Genomic DNA, 17,981 nt, shown 5'->3' with positions numbered 1-17,981 from the left:
GTAAGCCTTTTTTATTCTACCTTATCATACTAGTTATTCCTGAAATTAACCTTAAAAAGCGCAGGCATGCACAGAAAAACCCGCGGTGACACCTTATCTTTGGTATCCCCGCGGGTTAGCTTCCATTTACTATTTTATTCTTCCTTTTTTTCTTCTTCCTGAATGATGCGCAAAAAGTCGGCCTCTCTCTTTTTCCGTCTGGGAATAAAGCGTCTGGCCATTTTTCCTTTTCCTCTGGATTTAACATAGAAGAATCCAATGACAGAAAAGACTACCGCACCGATAAAGTTTACAAAAAGATCTTTCATGGTATCCAGAAGGCCGATATCCAGATATCCTCCCAGCCCCAGGCTTTCTCCGTTGACAGCCACATCCTTGATCCCCTCGATAGTGACAGGATGATTCCCCTTTGTGGGATCCAGCATAACTGATGTAATGGAATGGAGCACCGTATCCTTCTGCATATCAAAACCCAGGAATAAGTCCATACCACATTCAAAAAACTCCCAGATGACACCGATGGTCATAGAAAAGCAGAAAGCTACTATAGCCGTAAATGCAGGAGACAGTTGAAACTTTACTTTTTCATTCCGGTTCAGCAGATCCACCAGAGAAAATCCAATGGCTGCAGCCAGAAAACCGTTGACAGTGTGAAGAAGTGTATCCCATCCTGGGAATCTGATGTAGTATGCCTGTATCTCTCCTAATATCTCAGCTGCAAATATAAACAGGAGAATAATGATTTCAAGTGTGGTTGGCAGCTCAATCTTCAGATTTACCTGGATAAAGCTGGGCACCATCAAGAGTACCAGGGTCAGTAAGCACAAAAATACATTTTCATAATTGCCGTTAAACAGCTGCAGTACCATCATAAGAAGCACTGCCAGCCGAAGTATCACATAAACCAGAAAGGAACTTTTGTGCTCCTGCAGTTCCATATGTACAGCCTTCCACATTTGTTTTATTTTTCTTATCATCTATTTTCCCATTTATTCTTTCTAAAATATAATATGGGAATTATAACACACTATGAACTGATACTGCAATAAGCTTCCATTAAGGATCCTGTTCCCCCGGGCTTTTGAGATTATTTTCCTGGGGACCTCCCATTATACCTTCCATATTCAGGTATACGGCTGCGGACGTGCCGTTTTCTATCCCCTCACTCTCACCATCTATGGCCACTGTAACCGTATAAGAAACACTAGAGACACTCTCGGAAGCCGATGATGCAGATACCGCTGTTACCGTCCCCTCCAGCTGTCCGGTCTCCTCAATATAAATCATCGCCGTATCTCCCACCTCTACACTTGTGACATCCTCTTGACTAACCGAAATTGAGATATTCTTATAGGAAGTGTCTTCGTAAAATACAAGAGAACTCTGACCGGACAATTCATCCCCCTCCTGACATCCTATCATCTGTATCTTTCCGTCCCGTACGGCTCTTACAATTCCGTCCTGATACTGGGTTGCCAAAAGCTCCGCATTTTCCTGTGCTGTGGCCACCGCCTCTTCTGCTGTCTCTAACTCCTGATCCAGCTTCTCCATGGTTAGATCATAATTATTCTTCGCATACTCGTAGGAGAGCATGTCGGAGCGGTACGTTTCTTTTACTGAGACCATTTCGGTTACCTGGTTGTTCAGGGCTTCCGCATAGGCCGCTTCCAGAGAGGGCAGCTGGCTGGCTGCTTTCTCCAGCTCCTGGGTCAGCTGGTTCACTTCCTGATTCAGGGAACTGACAGACTTCTCAGCTGATGATAAAACTGACTGGCACTCTACCACTTCTTTGTCCAGCTCATCTTTCTCTGATTTTATATCCTTGTATGCATTCTTACACTCCTCATAGGTACTTTTTGCCGTGCTGTACTGTCCCTGCAAGCTTTCCAGCAGAGTATCTACTTCACTGGCTGTCCCGGCTTCACTGACAGCCTCTTCTGCTTCACGGCTTCCGGATGCGGCACTCTGTTCGGCTGCCGGTGCACTGACGGAGAACGCCTGGGCAGCCTGAGTACCCCCGGAACTACCTGCTAACTCTGCTGCCTCTTTGGATATCTCTGTCAGAACTGCATCCAGCTCCAGGGTATCTTTTCCCCTGTAAGAACCCAGATACCGGTAGACAATCGCAATCGCTCTGAGTTCTTCCAGGGCTGTTTCATATCCAGACTTTTTCTGTTCGTAAACTTCCTTCACAGAAGACAATTCTCCCTGTGTCTGGGACAGCTGCGCTTCTGCCTCGCTGCTCTGGCTGTTGAGAGAGGCAATCCGATTTTCTTTTTCAGCAATGGAATCGGGATTATCATTGACCGTGAGATACGCTTCTTCCAGTGCAGACTGGGCACTGCTCACTTTTTCTTCCAAAGCAGCGATTTGGCTCTCATATTCAGCTTTCGCAGTCTCGTTCAAGCCTGCCTCTGATATGTAAGTATATTCTGCCTCCATCTTAGCTTTTGTGTATTCCAGTCTTTCAGTAACGAGAGCATTCTCAGCATTCTTTACTGTCTTCTCAAGGAATTTCTCCGCCTGTTCCAGACTTTCCTTTGTGACCTTTAAGATTTGATCCCCCTCTGTGACTGTATCCTGGGCACTCACGCAGACCTCCTCCACCACCAGGGGGGCAGCAGTCTCCTCGTCTGTCAAGGGGAGCGTAAATTCCTGTACAACTGTGCCGTATGCCACATATCCGCTGCCGCTCACCCCCTCTGACTGGGGTATTTCCGTTTCTGTCCGCTGCCGGCCGGCTGTTTCTGCCGTCCCCCCATGCTTTTTATACACAGAGATTCCTGTGATTACAACGAGCGCCATACATACCGCAGTGACACTGGTGATGCAGACGATCCTTTTTTGAACACTCAATTCCTTCCATTTGCCTGATATCTTTGTCCTCATTACCTGCTCCTTTTACATGTGTCATTCTGGAATACTTCCTTATTATCGTATCTATCATACAGGAGCTTCCTGAAATTAGCCTTAAACAGGAAGAGAAAAAAGCGTCCCACCTCATCAAATGAAGTGGGACGCTTTTCTTTTATTTAAATAGTTCAGGAACCCAATGTGCAGGATCCAGTTCTTTAAATTTTGAACGGTGGAACCTGTCTTTCTCTGAAAATGGCACTGTACAGTCAAAAATAGCTTTGCAGGCAATTCCATGATCCCTGATGGATGGTGACATGGCAGGATCATTGGAGGGATCCAGAGGATGGCAGCGGACTCCAGGAATCGGAATCAGGTCTACATCTGCCTGGAAACGAGTATTCATTGCCCAGACTACATCTTTGATATCGAAACAATCTACATCTTCGTCTACCAGGAATACATGTTTCAATTCACTGAATGCAGAGAAAGCCAGAAGCGCTGCCTGACGCTGTCTTCCTTCGTCAGAGGGAACTGCCTTCTTAAACTGCATCACTGCCATATATTTTCCGCCGCCGCTGGAAGCACAGTATACATTCTGAAGTTTTCCGGGCATCGCACGTTCTACCATGGAAATAATACTGGCTTCGGTAGGAATACCGGCCATGCTTACATGCTCCTCGCTTGGCCCGATACAGGACTGCATAATGGGATTCTTTCTTGTGGTTACGGCTTTTACCTTAATGATTGGAACAGATGGATTGGCTGCACCTGTATACCCAGGGAATTCAGGCATTGCTTTTCCGGTATCTGACTGGACATCCTCTCTAACCCGTACATCTGGGAGCAGTTCTCCCTCGATGACATACTCTGCATTGGCAATGCATCTCTCATCGATGGTCAGACAGTTGGTTAGCTTTACAGCTTCCTTGCGGATAGCCCCGGCTGCGCCTAATTCATTATATCCCAGAGGGGTTGTGGGAGGCTCGAAGCAGGCAGCAATTTCAATGGCCGGATCTACCCCTACGCTGATAGAGATAGGCAGCGGTTTGCCCATCGCCTCTGCTTTTTCACGAAATACTCCCAGATGACGGGCACCTGGCACAAAATACATGGAAATTTCATCTTTGCTCTGCAGACAGAGACGGTGAATGGTAATATCAGACTCTTTCGTCTCAGGGTCTGACGCATAGCAAAGTCCCATGGTAATATAGGGTCCTGCGTCTTCCTCAGTATTGGTAGGAGCAGGAATTAATTTGCGGATATCGAATCCCGGCTCATCTGCATAATGAACCACTTCCTGGCATTTAGCCTCTTTGTTGTCAACGACTACCGGTGCTATGGGTGCAGAAACTGCCTCATTTAACAGAAAGCCCAGACGCTCTGGTTTTTCGTTGAGCAGATAACCAACTCTTTTTCTGCTTGCCAATAGTCCGATGGCTACTCTTGCGTCCTCATGTCCTTTTACCTTGTTAAATACCATGGCAGGACCTTCCTGTGTAGGTCTTGCAACAGTTCCGCCTGCCCCCACATAACGGTACACTCCTGAGAGTTCTGCACGGGGATCTACTTCTACATCTGTCTCTACCAACTGTCCGTCAATTTCTTTTAAGTATTCCAAAGCGGAACGTAAATCTTCTATTTTTGCCATTTTAAAACCTCCTTTAACGGTTCGCTTCTTTTACTGCAGCAATTATTTTATCACAAACTTCCCGGCTGTTATCCATCAGGATCTGGAGCTCCTCTGCCGCAGCCTCATCAATATGTACTCCGGCTGCCACGGATACCCTGCAGTCAAGTTCTGTAGCCAGGTATCTGGCCGCCCATCTGGCCACTTCATCATCTTTATGTTCAAAAGCGCAGAGCACACTTACTGTTGCAGAGCGTCTGGGCTTTCCCTCATACAGAGGCCGGGCACATCCCAGGGCAGTGGCTCCCACATGGTACCGGGAACCCCCGCATATAGTGACACTGAGATCCTCTCCGCAGGATACGGCCCAAGCTTCTGTCTGATATCTGCTGCCCTCAGCCGTCATCACATGAAATGTCTTCATTATTCATCCGCTCCTGTCCAGGGTACAAATTTATCATGGGTTATCCCAAACTGCATCAGTACCTTCCCCACAATGTGGTTAATCTGATCCTCCAGTGTTTTCGGTCCATTGTAAAAAGTCAGCATGGGGGGGACAATAACACACCCAAGCTCTGCTGCCTCCTTCAGATTTCTGAGATGCAGTCTGCTAAAAGGCATCTCTCTGGGAACCAGCACTACTTTTCGCCCTTCCTTCATACAAACATCAGCGGCCCGAACCATCAAATTCTCTGCATATCCTGCTGTGATACCGGCCAATGTTTTCATGCTGCAGGGCATAATTATCATACCGTCTGTCACATAAGAACCGCTGGATACGGCAGCCGCAAGGTTTTTATCCTCGTGAACTACATCTGCCAGAGAAATCAGGTCCTCCAGGGGAATATCGCATTCTAACTCCCAGGTCTTCTTTGCCCCAGCGGTCATAATAAGGTGTACCTCACAGCCTTCGATGTTTTTTAACGCCCTTACCAGGTAATAACTCATCTCAACCCCGGAAGCGCCGGTTACGCCTACGATTATTCTCATGTTTTTACCGCCTTTATCTTTTACTTGCAGACCAGAGGCTGTAATACTGTCTCCGGCCTGCGAAACATATACTTGAATACTTCTCTAATTATAACAGACCGATAATCTTCCACCAGGGAACTTCTATCAAAACTGTTACAATAAATACAACTGCTATTAATGGGATACCCAGACGAATACATTCTTTCTGCGTATACTTTCCATTTTCCTCTCCCTGTCCTACCAGCATATTCAGGTGGTGGAACGGAAGGATATAGTGGCTGGCTACTGCTGTGTATACAAACAGTGCGGTTGCCAGGGGGCTGATGCCCATGGGTGATGTAAATGCCATAAGCGCGGGAATCGCAACACCCATAACAGCGATAACAGAACCCATGAACATATGGATAACAATAGAAATAACCGCAATAAATGCTGCCAGTACAAACAGGTTAGAGGGAACGGTAGAAGGCAGGATTGTGTCTGCCAGCCATGCGTTCATTCCAGTTTCACCGCCCACACTGCCGATAGCCATGGCAGATGTCAGGAAGATTAATACATGCACAGGTACCTGTCCCCAGGATTTTGGAGTCAGAACCTCTCCAACAACAGGCATACTCATACACATGGCAACACCCAGCGTGATCCAGCCGATATTAATGCCATGGATAGAGTCGGTTGCCCATAATACGATGGCAATTACAAGCCATACGGCAGTTCTCTTTTCCAGTGCGGAGAGAGGGCCTAAAGCTTTTTGTTTTTCATGGATTTCATCCAGATTTATATGTACCTCTTTTGTCGGTTTAAACAGAATAAGGATTAAAATCAACGTGAGTATTGACGCTACAATGGCCGGAACACCCATTACCTTAAACCAGCCAAGCCATCCCAGAGATTCTCCGGAGTTGGCTACTGCCAGGGGGTTGATGGTACTGTCGCCGGTCAGGAAGATCAGAGATACCGGTACAGATGCTGCGAATACGGTAAATCCGATTTTTACTGCATCCTCTTTTGGCATTTTGGCACTCTGAATTACTACTGCCATTACAGACATAATCAGAAATGCTCTGGGCCATGGATGGGGAATCAAAACACTCATAATAAAGGTAAGTACAAAGATAGAAACAATAATACCTTTATAAGATCTTACAAATTTGTTAATAAATGCGTATGCGATTCTCTCTCCCAGTCCGGAGTCCTTTACCGCACCTGCAATCAAATATGCACCGATAATCAAAAACATGGTAGGACCGATCCAGGATTTGAATACGAGAGCCGGCTCCGCTACTTTAAATATTACCAGTGCCATTAAATAGATACCGCCTACATATCCGGACTGTGCAACCTGAGTTGCCCACCAGACAACGGTCATAAGTGTTAAGGCCAAGCAGGTCTGACCTGCCGGTTCAATTCCCTTTAAGGGAAGAAAATAAATAATTACCGCAACTGCAATACCTAGAAAAAAACCTATTCTTTTCTTATTCATTCGCTGTTACCCCTCTTTGCTCTTATTATGAATCCTCATGCCGGGCCATGCAGTCTGGTCCGGCACGGGGATTCTTTTGCTCAGGTTTTATTTATCTAATGGTGGTACAGGTGGAATAACCTGCATATGAGCGATCTTTTCATCGTCCAGTTTAAATTTATCATGAATGTGCGGTGTCTCTGTAGATCTCCAGGAGTAGTAGCACTTATCACATAAATACACTTCCCAGGCATTTCCTACGGGAGAGTCAACCATTTTTCTTACTTTATCACTATCACAACGCGGACACTTCATGTTCCATTACCTCCTTATTATTTAAACATGCTGCGGATAATTTTTTCCCATTCTTCTGTCTTTGCAGGCGGCTCCAGAAGTTCTACTTCTCTTGGATTCGGCTCCGGAGCTACCGGTGTTGTTGCATCTATGATCATCTTCGTATGCATACCTGCCGGTACGGAGGATGGATCCAGAGGCATACCCGGGCAGTTAGGAATAATAGCCACATCTTTATCTGGTTTTACTCTTGTGGTCAGTGCCCACATTACCTGCTCCAAATTAAATGGATCTACAAATTCATCTACTACGATTACAACCTTGGAGTAAGGCATTCCATGAGGTGTGGACAAGAGACGGAAAGCAACGCCTTTTCCGTATCCGCCGTAACGGCATTTTGTGGAAATAATAACCCCCATGCCGTGGGTATACATAGCATTTACAGCTACAACCTCAGGGATACTTTCTTTAATCTGTTTGTACAGAGGTACGGATGTATTCAAAGCCATCAGGTAATCAATCTCTGTCCAAGGAATTCCCAGATACAGATTTTCGAAAATAGGATTTGTCCTGTGGGTAACTCTCTCAATACGCACTACACACTGCTGACGGCAGCCGGAATAGGAGCCCGGGAATTCTCCGAAGGGGCCTTCTACTTCACGCACGCGCGGCTCAATATATCCTTCCAGAACCACTTCTGATCCAGCCGGAACGTACAGATGATCATATAAATCTGACTTAACAATATCTGTAGGAACCCCGTCCTGCAGAGCGCCCACAAATTCATACTCATTCTGGGTATATCCAATCGGTGTGGAGGCCATGAATGTAACTAATGGGCTGTTTCCAAGTGTAATGGCGATTGGAAGCTTTTCATTCTTCCTTTCAGCCTTTTCCAGCTGAACTGCGATATCATGGAATGCCAATGCCTGGATTCCCACGCGATCCTTATCTTTTACCTGGATACGGTATGTACCTACATTCATCTTGTCAAAGTTGCCTGGTTCTTCCGGATCTGCTGTAACAACAGATGCTTTGGAAAGGAAAAATCCAGAGTCCTGGTCATTAATTCTGTAGAGCGGAAGAATCTCGAACAGATTGATGTCCTTATCCACTACGTTTTCTTTACAGGGAGCTTCTTCTCTGGAAACAATATTAGGTTCTACCGGGAACTTATCCCATCTGCGGTTCAGTTCAAAGAACTGCTCCTTTGTGGGAGTATCCTTTGGCATACCTAACATTAACGCATGATTCGCCCAGGAACCATGAACGTTTGTCACTACGGAATATTTGTAACCGTTTACCTTTTCAAATAAAACTGCAGGACCATTCTTGATGTTAGCGGCTGCACGGCCAGCAGAAGCGATATCCGGCTCCGGCATAACCTCATCTTTGATACGGACTAACTGTCCTTCTTCTTCCAGAGTCTCTAAAAAACTCCTTAAATCCTTGTAAACTTTAGCCACTTCAATTCCTCCTTTTACCTATTTTTTGTGCACTTTTTATTTTTATGCTTTTTCATAGTGCACTTTTTTACTCTTTTGACGACACACTTAGTATATCACTTGAGGTTTTTGTGCACAATTCACTTTCATCACCTGGCCATTCCAAAACGGAATTGCCTAATTAGACAATAAATAGAAATAATCACTTAAAATAACAAAAAGCAGTGGAAATTTTCAGGGAAAGCTGTAAAATAGAAAGGATAAGATATATGTATAACACCTATACATATATAGAAAGAATGGGGGAATGAAAGATGACGATTGCTCAGGTTAAGGATTTTTTAGCAATTTTGGAATTCGGGGGATTCTCTGCCGCCGCTGATGAGATGTATATTTCTCAGTCATCTTTGTCAAAACAGATTAAGGCTTTGGAGGCGGAAATAGGATTGGAGCTGTTTGTCCGCTCCAATAATAAAGTTTCTCTGACACCGGCGGGAGAAATCTTTTTAAAATACGCACAGAAATTTAACCGTACATACACAGAATTGATGACAAAAATGTCCTATCTGCAGAAAGATGCGGCTTCAGAGACCGTCTACTTCGGGACTCTCCCGCTGATGCAGGATTATCATATTGCCCAGCAGCTTGCCACTTTTCAGGACGCCATGCATACCATACAGATAAACATTACCGAGGCAAACCAATCGGAACTTCTCAAACTGCTGGATAACGGAAAAATCGATCTTTCCATCCTGCGGCTGAATTATCTTGTTTCAGAGCAATACCAGTACTGCCCCATTCAGGAAGACAAATTCACTCTTGTCTGCTCCAAAAAAAATGGGCAAAAACTAAAAGGGCATCCCCTGACGCTCAAAGAGCTCAGAGAGTCTCCATTTGTTGTACTGAGTCATGAGTCCGATATTTACCACCTCTGCCTGGATCAGTTCGCCAGGGCAGGGTTTCAGCCTAACATTGCCTTTACCACCTCAAGGCACCTTTATCTTTTGAATATGGTTGACGCAGGGCTCGGATTCACCATACTTCCCAAAGATATGGTGAATACAGAACTCTTTCCCAATCTGGAATGTATACCATTCGAGGAGGCAATGACAACTACCATCGGGATCGTAAAGCTGAAGCATGGGGATATCTCTCACCAGGCAGATCTTCTGTATCACTATTTTATTGATACGGGATTAACGCCAACCAGAGGATAAACGTAAAAAGGGGACGTGTTCTTTCTAAAAAGAACACGTCCCAAAATAGGTTCGGGGTGTCCCAAACTCGAACTGCCCTGTCCCCTTTTATATTCTCTTTACTACTTCCGGAGCACAAATCAGAAACCACGGCGTATACTTCTGTGGATTCTCCCTCATATCCTGCAGAAGTTCTTCTTTCTCCACCCACGCTGCCTCTTCTGCCTCCTCGGGATTCAACTCAAAAGTTCCTCTGTATTCCCCGATTATTACATGATCGTATTCAAACTCTGTCACTCCGTAAGGAAAGCTGTAATAGTATACAAAGGAATGGATCTCCTCCAAATCCCCTGCTGTGATTTTCATTTCCTCCCAAAGTCTGCGCCTGGCGGCTTCCAAGGTTTCTTCGCCTGGACGGGGATGAGAGCAGCAGGTATTGGTCCACAGTCCCCCGCAGTGATATTTGTCTTTTGCCCTTTTCTGCAGCAGGACTCTGCCGTCTTTGTGCAGGAAGACGGAAAATGCCCGGTGAAGATTCGGTGATGCGTGGGCCTCGCTTTTGTTCATCTCTCCCATGGGGTTATCTTTATAATCTACTACTATTACCTTTGGTTCCATACTGTCTCTCCTCCCATATCTTTTTCTTGATTATATGATAAGGTTTCAGGAAACACAATCCTTTTTTCCGCTGTGGGAAAAATACCCGGAGAGTCCGGCCTCCTCTACCTGTTTTTGAATCAAAGACGTATCTGTGGTATAAAGCCCTTTATCTTTCATCCTCTGGAAATAACAGGAGCCGGAAAATGTATATTTTCTTTCCATCCCCTCGGGGGTTTCCATTTCCTGTTTTACAAAAGAAATCATATCTCCGATTGCCAGCGTATCCGGCAGTGTGATTTGCTGCTTCCCCTGTATCCTCCTCGCACAGTTATGTCCCGCCAGAACGCCTGTTACGATGGCCTCTGTATGTCCAACAAGAAGGCCTGCCTTTTCCCCTGCGCAGTAGAGATTGTCAACCCCCTCTACCTTCAGTGTATTGTCCCTGGGAGCCATGGCAAAGTAGCGCATCGAATTTCCTTTTCCCCCTGCATAAGGATCTTCAAACCTGGCGTTTTCAAACCCCGGGATTTTTTGCAGTTTTTCCAGAGGAAAGTAAGGCGTCATCAGCTTTCCATGCCCTGTATCCAATATTACCAGGTTTTCCCGAAACTCCGGCAGTGCGTACTGCTGGCAGGATTTTTTCTCAAGATGATCTTCTACCAGTTCTGGGGGAACGGGCACAACAGCCACCCCATCTCTTTCAAGAAGTTCCTGTATCTCCAAAGACAGGGATTCTTTATAAAGCTTACAGGAACCGCTCATAGATCCCACAGCCCCTCCTGGCCTTCTACCCATTTTCTCCTGCACTCCGGCCAGACTGGTAAGCGATACTCTCCCTCCAAAACTTGGGCAGCGAAGAATGCACATAGCACAGCCATTACCGTATTTACTGCAATTGTTCATTGGCCCGGCAGTTCCCGTTGCATCCACAAATCCGTCCCCGCTGTAGCAATTCCCTTCAGTATCCGTAACGTTTATCATCCGCCTGTCCTTCATCTCTGCATGAAGAACTCTGCTTTTGGTATAAATATGAATCCCCATATCTTTCAGAAAACGGGATACAGCTCCCGATATCTGCCCGATATCATATAAGTCCCCGTGTTCATGGCCTGGAAAACTAATATTTTTGTGCTTCAGGTTCTCTTCAATCACCTGGAAAAGTTCACCCCCTCCCATGGCAATCATTTCCTCAGCGGCAGTAAATCTTCCATTATTGCGCATGATCCCCCCCACCAGTCCGGTTCCCAGAAGCATGTCTGTGCGTTCCAGGAGAGTTACATCCACTCCTTCTTTCTTAGCCTGAACAGCCGCCGCACATCCTGACCATCCGCCCCCTGCGATGATTACTCTATTCATATCTCTTCTCCTCCTGCTATTTATCATGGTACGCAGAATCAAAAAAAGATATTCCCCGGGATGGGAATATCTTTAAATTAAAGCAGATATTACAGCTTATCAATTGCCACAGTTAGTGCCTGAACCTGTTCTTCTGTTGTAGCCCAGCTGGTACAGATCCGCATCCCGTATCTGTCTCCCTCCAGTTTTTCCCACAGGGAAAGTACAAATTCTTTTTCCAGCTTTTTAACCTGAGAATGAGTCAAAACCGGAAAAAGCTGATTTGCTTTTGTCTCAAACAGGAACGGAATCCTTTTTCTGACACAGGCTTCCCGGATACAGTCCGCCATTCTGTCCGCATGCTCCGCAATCTGATAGTAGATTCCATCCTCAAATAATGCAATAAACTGGAGCCCCAGCAGTCTTCCTTTTGCCAGCATCCCGCCCTTTTGTTTGATAAAATAACGGAAATCCGGTTTCAAATCAGTATTGGTTATTACTAAGGCCTCTCCAAACAGTGCCCCCTGCTTGGTTCCCCCGATATAAAAGATATCACATAATCTGGAAATATCCGGAAGGCTCACGGTGCTGTCCCTGGCGCAGATGCCGTAGCCCAGTCTGGCCCCGTCCAGGTAAAGATACATCCCGCACGCCCGGCAGATATTGCTGACAGCCTCCAGTTCCTCTAAAGAATAAAGCGTTCCCGATTCTGTCGGATGTGACAGATATACCATCTTAGGCTGAACCATATGCTCGTGATTGCTGTCTTCCCAATGGCCGGTCCAGATCCTGTGAATCTGCTCTGCCGTTATTTTTCCGTCTTTTGACGGAACGGTTATCACCCTGTGGCCGCAGGCCTCAATGGCACCAGTCTCATGCGCCTGGATATGACCGCTCTCTGCGCTGATCACTCCCTGATGAGGCCTGAGCACAGAAGAAACAGCTGTGGTATTGGTCTGCGTGCCCCCTACCAGAAAGTGAACGTCAGCCTCCGGTGCGCGGCACTCCCTGCGGATAAGCTCTCTTGCCTTTTCACAGTAGGGATCCATGCCGTATCCTATGGTCTGTTCCCAATTGGTTTTCTCCAGCATCTCCAAGATAGCCGGATGCGCCCCCTCATTATAATCACAGTTAAAATAAATCATCTTGCATTCCCTCCGGTATGGTATGGTTTTACGTTGTTTCTCTGATTATAGCAGACTTTCTATAGGAATCCAATTGCTGGCTTTCATTTACAACCTGTAAGATAATGTAGTAAAATGTATGTGTAAGGCTCCCCTCATGCACAATCACGGCAGGGAAGCCTGGATCATACATAACAGGGAGGTTATTCTATGGCCATTGTGGGAATTGATCTGGGAACCACCAATTCTCTGATTAGCGTCTATAAGGATGGGGAATGTATCCTAATCCCCAATCAATTTCATAAAACACTGACTCCTTCTGTGGTCTCTGTGGACGAGGAAGGAAAGATACTCGTAGGCCAGATTGCCAGAGAGCGCCTGATCACCCACCCAAAAGCCACTGCTTTTAGTTTTAAACGGCTCATGGGACAGAAGGAAGTATGCTGTCTGGGAGGAAAAAAATATCTCCCGGAAGAACTCAGCGCCTTTGTCATCCGCCAGCTTTTAGCTGATGCACAGTCCTATCTGGGAGAGCCTGTGGAGGAGGCAGTTATCAGTGTTCCCGCCTATTTCACAGATGAACAGAGGGTAGCCACGAAAAGGGCCGGAGCCCTGGCCGGAATACGGGTGGAACGCATTATCAACGAACCAAGCGCTGCCGCCCTGTGGGCTCGCTTCCAGCAGGGAATGGAAGACGCCGTATTTCTGGTGTTTGACTTCGGCGGGGGTACACTGGATGTCTCAATTGTAGATAGTTTTGAAAATATTATAGAAATTCTTTCTGTTTCCGGAGACAATCATTTGGGAGGAGATGACTTCCAGGGTCTTCTCTCAGAAAACTTTTGTGCCGAGCATCACCTGTCTGCGGATAAGCTGGACCCACAGTCCAAGGCCCTGCTGCAAAAGCAGGCTCTCCTGTGCAAACACAAGCTGACAGAGCAGGAGGAAGCACAGATGAGCCTGCATCTGCATGGCTCAGACTATAGCTCCTCATATACCTGCCAAAAGCTTCTAGATATCAGCGGTCCTATATTTCTTCGGATGCAGGAGGTTCTCAGGCGGGCCATTGTTGACAGCAATTATACTCTGGAAGAAATCAGTCAGGTAATAATGGTAGGCGGCTCCAGTAAAATGCCTGTGGTACAGGGTTATCTGGAGCATTTATTCGGGCGCCGGCCCATTGTAGACATCCGCTGTGATGAAACAGTGGCCAAAGGCTGTGCTCTTGCGGCAGCTATGAAGTCCAGGGAGGAAGGCATAAAAGAACTTTTGCTCACCGATATCTGTCCCTTCTCAATCGGCACCGATGTGGTCAATGAGCAAAACCCGTCAGAACCTCTTTTTGAACCGGTAATAGAGCGGAATTCTACCCTTCCCTGCTCAAAAAAGAAGACCTTTTTTACTGCGCGGGACTTCCAGAGCTTTGTAAAATTCAATATATATCAGGGGGACTCCTACTATGCCAGGGATAACCGGAAACTATCAGAGCTGAAGATCTCTCTTCCTATAAGAAAGCAGGGCGCCGTACCCATTGAAGTCCGCTTTACGTATGATATCAATGGAATACTCCAGACAGAGGCATTCGTGCCCATGACCCAAATGCATGTACAGAAAGAGGTCATTCCCAAAGACAGTTATATGAGCGACACGCAGATAGAAGCCAGAATGAAAGAATTGGAAAAATTAAAATCAGCTCCCCAGGATCAGGCAGAGAATAAGATGCTGATGGCCAGAGGCGAACGCCTCTATGTGGAATGTGTGCAGGAACGGAGGGAATATGTCCGCAAAGCCTTAACTCAGTTCCAGTGGATGCTGGAGCACGGGTCCCGCAGGCAGCAGCAGGAGGCACAGCAGCAGCTGAAAGATACCCTGGATGCTCTGGAATCAGAAGATCCCTTCCTGTATTATTATGAAGAGGATAGGTACGAGGAGGATGAAGATTGACAAACCCGTTTGATATTCTGGAAATCCTGCCTACCACTGATGTACGGCAGATAAAAAAAGCCTATGCCAGGCTGGCCGCTGTCTATCACCCGGAAGAATTTCCTGAGGAATTCCAGAGACTGCACGAAGCCTACGGGGAGGCTCTCAAAATCGCGAAATCAGGAAATATCCCGCCGTCCGCTCCTGCAACCGGCCATGCCCCTTCTGCATCTGCTCCCCGTAATCCACACCACTCAGGAGGATCTTCCCCTGCGTCATCCGGCTTATATCATCCTGGAGCTGCAGGCGGAGATGCATCTTCTGACAGAGTGCCCTCCTTCCTATACCCTGCAGATGAGCCGGCAGATTCCTCAGAGGAAGACACCGGGGATATGTATAACTATGAGCAGCTTTTTGAACAGGAAAAGTTTCAGCGCCTTCGGCAGACGGCAGAGGCCGCAGAAGCTCTGGTTTCAGAAGCACGCTCCCTCATAGAGGATGCACGTACCAGATCCAATATAAAAGCCTGGAATGAATTCCTGAACAGCGCACAGTTCCTCCGTCTGAAGGATACTCAGGTATTCCTGGACGCCTATGCAGATTTTCTCTCAGGATGCAGGCAGATGAAACGTCCGATATGGAAGCTCCACGACAAAGCCTTTCATATTTCCAAGTTCCAGAAGCCCCCCAGAGGAGCTTATGAAAAAATATATGGGGTACTGGATTCCAGGTATCAGGGGGTGAAGGTCAGATCCAGAGAAAATGCCTTCTCCGCCGGCGCTGTCATTCTTATGTTTGGTTCCGGGATTCTCCTGGGACGGGGAGGACATGGCAGCGGAGCCGAAATACCGGTTTCTTTACTCGGAGGCATTCTTACCCTGGGATTCCTTGTGCTTTTCGTCAGTATCCGTAAGCGGCTGAACATGGCGTATCAAAATGCTTTGTTTGCACTGCTTTTGATTCTTGTGAGTATCTTTGTTCTTGCAGGCAATCAGATTGAGGTTGGCGTCATGAGAAGCCAGTCTCTGGCCAATGTCTGCTATGGGGTACTCTGCTTTGGAATTTTTTATGGGCTAATTGCCGGAATATGGTCGTTGACAGTCTGGGTAAAAAACAAGAACAAGAGATTTTAGAGTTATAAATGCCTCTTACCGGTTACGAACCGGATAAGAGGCATTTATTAGTACTATATTAATTTTCTCATAATATCCTGACTGTATGCAGTCAAAAGCCGGCCAGCCCGTTGTATCAGCTCATCGTTCATCCTGGGTACGGGACCGGATACACTCTATCTGTTATATAACGTCATCTGCAGTATTTATATAATCTCCAGCGCAATCTTCATCATATCCTGAAATGTAGTCTGTCTCTCTTCCGGCGTGCAGGCCTCCCCTGTCACCAGGGAGTCGCTTACTGTCATCAGCGTCAGCGCCTCTACTCCATGTTTTGCCGCCAGTGAATACAGTTCGCAGGTCTCCATATCCACAGCCGCCACACCATAATCTGCCATCAGCTGTGTCTTTTCCTTAATCCTGTCATCGTAAAACTTATCACTGGTGAATACATTTCTTACCACTGCCGGCATCCCTTCTTTTACTGCCAGTTGATAGGCTGCGTCTAAAAGGGAAAAGCTGGCTGTTGGCGCAAAGGAAATGGTTCCGAAACGGTCATGATTCATATTAGAATCGGTGCAGGCTCCCAAAGCAATTACCACATCTTTTAATTTAATTTCCGGATGAATGCTTCCGCAAGTGCCCACTCGAATCAGACGCTTTGCACCGTAAAACTCCATCAATTCATTGGCATAAATAGACATGGACGGCATTCCCATACCAGTGCCCTGCACAGAAACCTTTTTTCCCTTATAGGTTCCAGTAAAACCATACATGCCTCTTACTTCATTGTAGCAGACAGGGTTTTCCAGAAAATTCTCGGCAATAAATTTTGCTCTCAGGGGATCTCCCGGGAGAAGGACCTTGTCTGCAATGTCTCCGGGGTTGGCTGCGTTATGGGGTGTACTCATAAGATTCCCTCCTTTTTCAGCTGTTCTGCCATCTGCTCCAAAGCCTGTTCAAAATTCCCTTCCAGAATAGGCATGGATGAGGAGAACATCAGGTTGATTGGATAGTTAAAATTCTCTACATCATTTCCATAGATATCTTTGTTATTCTTATCTTCCCCATAATGAGGAATCCGCTTTCTCATTATTTCTGTACTGTCCATATAGCCGAAGCACCGCTTGCCCAGCTGCCAGGCCATGCCGCACTCAAAAGAGGTATCGCTGTTAGGCTCCCAGCCATGGAAATCATTTAGATTTGCCAGGATGATGTCACAGTTGCGCACATGCTGCTGCCAGCGGTCAAAATCATTGTAGGCCTGAAGATAAGGATCCCTGCTGGTAATCCTCTCCACACCAGGAGCGTCATCTGCAGGGGTAAACACCTGAAGTCCATAGGACTCACAGAGGGCCTTTCTTTTTTCGTACAGAAGCTCAGCGTCACTGTCATAGCGCTCCGGTCCGGCAAGATAAACCACTGGTTTTTCCTGCTTTTCCAGGGTGGGGCCGGGTACAAAGGCTTCTTTTTTCCTGCTGCGGATCACAGACTCCTTCTGCTCCTCGTGTATGTCCAGCCTCAGCTGCTTCAGACAGTCACTATAATCGCCCTCAATTACCCTGCAGGAAGCCATCACACAGGGGGAGAAGGGAAGGTCCTGGTAAGGAAGCACTCTGCCGTCGTGGTCATATACCACCCCGTCTTTGAGTACCGCGAGAGGGTATTTGTGAACCATATTTCTCAAATCTCTGGTGTATCCGTAGCAGCGGATCCCCCTGGCATAGGCCATGCCGATCTCGTAGATACTGCCTCCGTCCGGTTCACACCCCCGAAAGGTCTCCAGATCGGCTATAATCACGGTTGATGCATTCATACTTTTGGCGCAGTTCTCAAAAATCTCATCTGCATTCTTTCTCAGATCCTCATGTTCCAGATTCAGAGGATTATCGTTTGGAAGGGTAACCTCAAACCCATAATACTCAGACTCTTTCCGCATCGCCCCAAGGGAATCGTATCCATTTACATAAAAGCACTCAGGTCCGGCAATATAGATTGCCTCCCCATTAAACATTTCATACTGATGCATAGTCTC

16 protein-coding genes are annotated in these 17,981 nt (G+C 46.6%); 3 read left to right on the top strand and 13 right to left on the bottom strand.

Annotated features, from left to right (window positions below; genetic code table 11):
• Nucleotides 1–134: 134 nt before the first annotated feature.
• The 8 genes from GKG41_RS04660 to GKG41_RS04630 all read right to left on the bottom strand — a co-directional run bounded on the left by GKG41_RS04660 (nt 135) and on the right by GKG41_RS04630 (nt 8,677).
• A complete protein-coding gene (locus tag GKG41_RS04660; RefSeq protein ID WP_154257402.1) occupies nt 135–977 on the bottom strand; it encodes a hypothetical protein in 843 nt (280 codons plus the stop codon).
• A 79-nt stretch (nt 978–1,056) separates the two neighbouring features.
• Entirely contained in the window at nt 1,057–2,889 is a 1,833-nt protein-coding gene (locus GKG41_RS04655; RefSeq protein ID WP_154257401.1) for an HlyD family efflux transporter periplasmic adaptor subunit, read from the bottom strand.
• Nucleotides 2,890–3,028: 139 nt separating this feature from the next.
• Nucleotides 3,029–4,504, bottom strand: coding sequence for a UbiD family decarboxylase (locus tag GKG41_RS04650; protein WP_154257400.1), 1,476 nt, complete (start codon nt 4,502–4,504; stop codon nt 3,029–3,031).
• Between the two features lie 13 nt (nt 4,505–4,517).
• Nucleotides 4,518–4,907, bottom strand: coding sequence for a hypothetical protein (locus tag GKG41_RS04645; RefSeq protein WP_154257399.1), 390 nt, complete (start codon nt 4,905–4,907; stop codon nt 4,518–4,520).
• The gene (locus GKG41_RS04640) at nt 4,907–5,473 is read right to left on the bottom strand and encodes a UbiX family flavin prenyltransferase (RefSeq protein WP_154257398.1); all 567 of its coding nucleotides are present in this window, start codon (nt 5,471–5,473) and stop codon (nt 4,907–4,909) included. The genes GKG41_RS04645 and GKG41_RS04640 overlap by 1 nt, the downstream gene beginning before the upstream one ends.
• An 88-nt stretch (nt 5,474–5,561) precedes the next feature.
• On the bottom strand, nt 5,562–6,938 hold the full coding sequence (locus tag GKG41_RS04635; protein ID WP_154257397.1) for an SLC13 family permease: 1,377 nt from the start codon (nt 6,936–6,938) through the stop codon (nt 5,562–5,564).
• An 87-nt stretch (nt 6,939–7,025) separates the two neighbouring features.
• On the bottom strand, nt 7,026–7,232 hold the full coding sequence (locus GKG41_RS23710) for a non-oxidative hydroxyarylic acid decarboxylases subunit D (protein ID WP_264296063.1): 207 nt from the start codon (nt 7,230–7,232) through the stop codon (nt 7,026–7,028).
• Nucleotides 7,233–7,249: 17 nt separating this feature from the next.
• Complete coding sequence (locus GKG41_RS04630; RefSeq protein ID WP_072848989.1) at nt 7,250–8,677, bottom strand: non-oxidative hydroxyarylic acid decarboxylases subunit C; 1,428 nt, start codon at nt 8,675–8,677, stop codon at nt 7,250–7,252.
• Between the two features lie 293 nt (nt 8,678–8,970).
• Here GKG41_RS04630 and GKG41_RS04625 point away from each other — a divergent pair, with 293 nt between their 5' ends.
• The gene (locus tag GKG41_RS04625; protein WP_154257396.1) at nt 8,971–9,873 is read left to right on the top strand and encodes a LysR family transcriptional regulator; all 903 of its coding nucleotides are present in this window, start codon (nt 8,971–8,973) and stop codon (nt 9,871–9,873) included.
• Nucleotides 9,874–9,960: 87 nt separating this feature from the next.
• Here GKG41_RS04625 and idi read toward each other — a convergent pair whose 3' ends face one another.
• The 3 genes from idi to GKG41_RS04610 form a co-directional block, all read right to left on the bottom strand.
• Complete coding sequence (gene idi / locus GKG41_RS04620; protein WP_154257395.1) at nt 9,961–10,470, bottom strand: isopentenyl-diphosphate Delta-isomerase; 510 nt, start codon at nt 10,468–10,470, stop codon at nt 9,961–9,963.
• Nucleotides 10,471–10,515: 45 nt separating this feature from the next.
• A complete protein-coding gene (locus GKG41_RS04615; protein ID WP_154257394.1) occupies nt 10,516–11,808 on the bottom strand; it encodes an FAD-dependent oxidoreductase in 1,293 nt (430 codons plus the stop codon).
• An 89-nt stretch (nt 11,809–11,897) separates the two neighbouring features.
• Complete coding sequence (locus GKG41_RS04610) at nt 11,898–12,932, bottom strand: aminotransferase class I/II-fold pyridoxal phosphate-dependent enzyme (RefSeq protein ID WP_154257393.1); 1,035 nt, start codon at nt 12,930–12,932, stop codon at nt 11,898–11,900.
• A gap of 189 nt (nt 12,933–13,121) precedes the next feature.
• Here GKG41_RS04610 and GKG41_RS04605 point away from each other — a divergent pair, with 189 nt between their 5' ends.
• On the top strand, nt 13,122–14,855 hold the full coding sequence (locus tag GKG41_RS04605; RefSeq protein WP_154257392.1) for an Hsp70 family protein: 1,734 nt from the start codon (nt 13,122–13,124) through the stop codon (nt 14,853–14,855).
• Entirely contained in the window at nt 14,852–15,967 is a 1,116-nt protein-coding gene (locus tag GKG41_RS04600) for a J domain-containing protein (RefSeq protein ID WP_154257391.1), read from the top strand. The genes GKG41_RS04605 and GKG41_RS04600 overlap by 4 nt, the downstream gene beginning before the upstream one ends.
• A gap of 185 nt (nt 15,968–16,152) precedes the next feature.
• On the opposite strand, the gene deoD is transcribed toward GKG41_RS04600, so the two are convergent.
• Both deoD and GKG41_RS04590 read right to left on the bottom strand, forming a co-directional pair.
• On the bottom strand, nt 16,153–16,857 hold the full coding sequence (gene deoD / locus GKG41_RS04595) for a purine-nucleoside phosphorylase (RefSeq protein ID WP_154257390.1): 705 nt from the start codon (nt 16,855–16,857) through the stop codon (nt 16,153–16,155).
• Complete coding sequence (locus GKG41_RS04590) at nt 16,854–17,975, bottom strand: nucleoside 2-deoxyribosyltransferase (RefSeq protein ID WP_226903060.1); 1,122 nt, start codon at nt 17,973–17,975, stop codon at nt 16,854–16,856. Before GKG41_RS04590 ends, deoD begins: the two co-directional genes overlap by 4 nt.
• Nucleotides 17,976–17,981: the final 6 nt, after the last annotated feature.

The organism is Lactonifactor sp. BIOML-A5 (assembly GCF_009677585.1).
Taxonomy (GTDB): Bacteria; Bacillota; Clostridia; order Lachnospirales; family Lachnospiraceae; genus Lactonifactor.
Note: the sequence above shows the minus strand (reverse complement) of the source record. Positions and strands in the feature narration are given on the sequence as shown.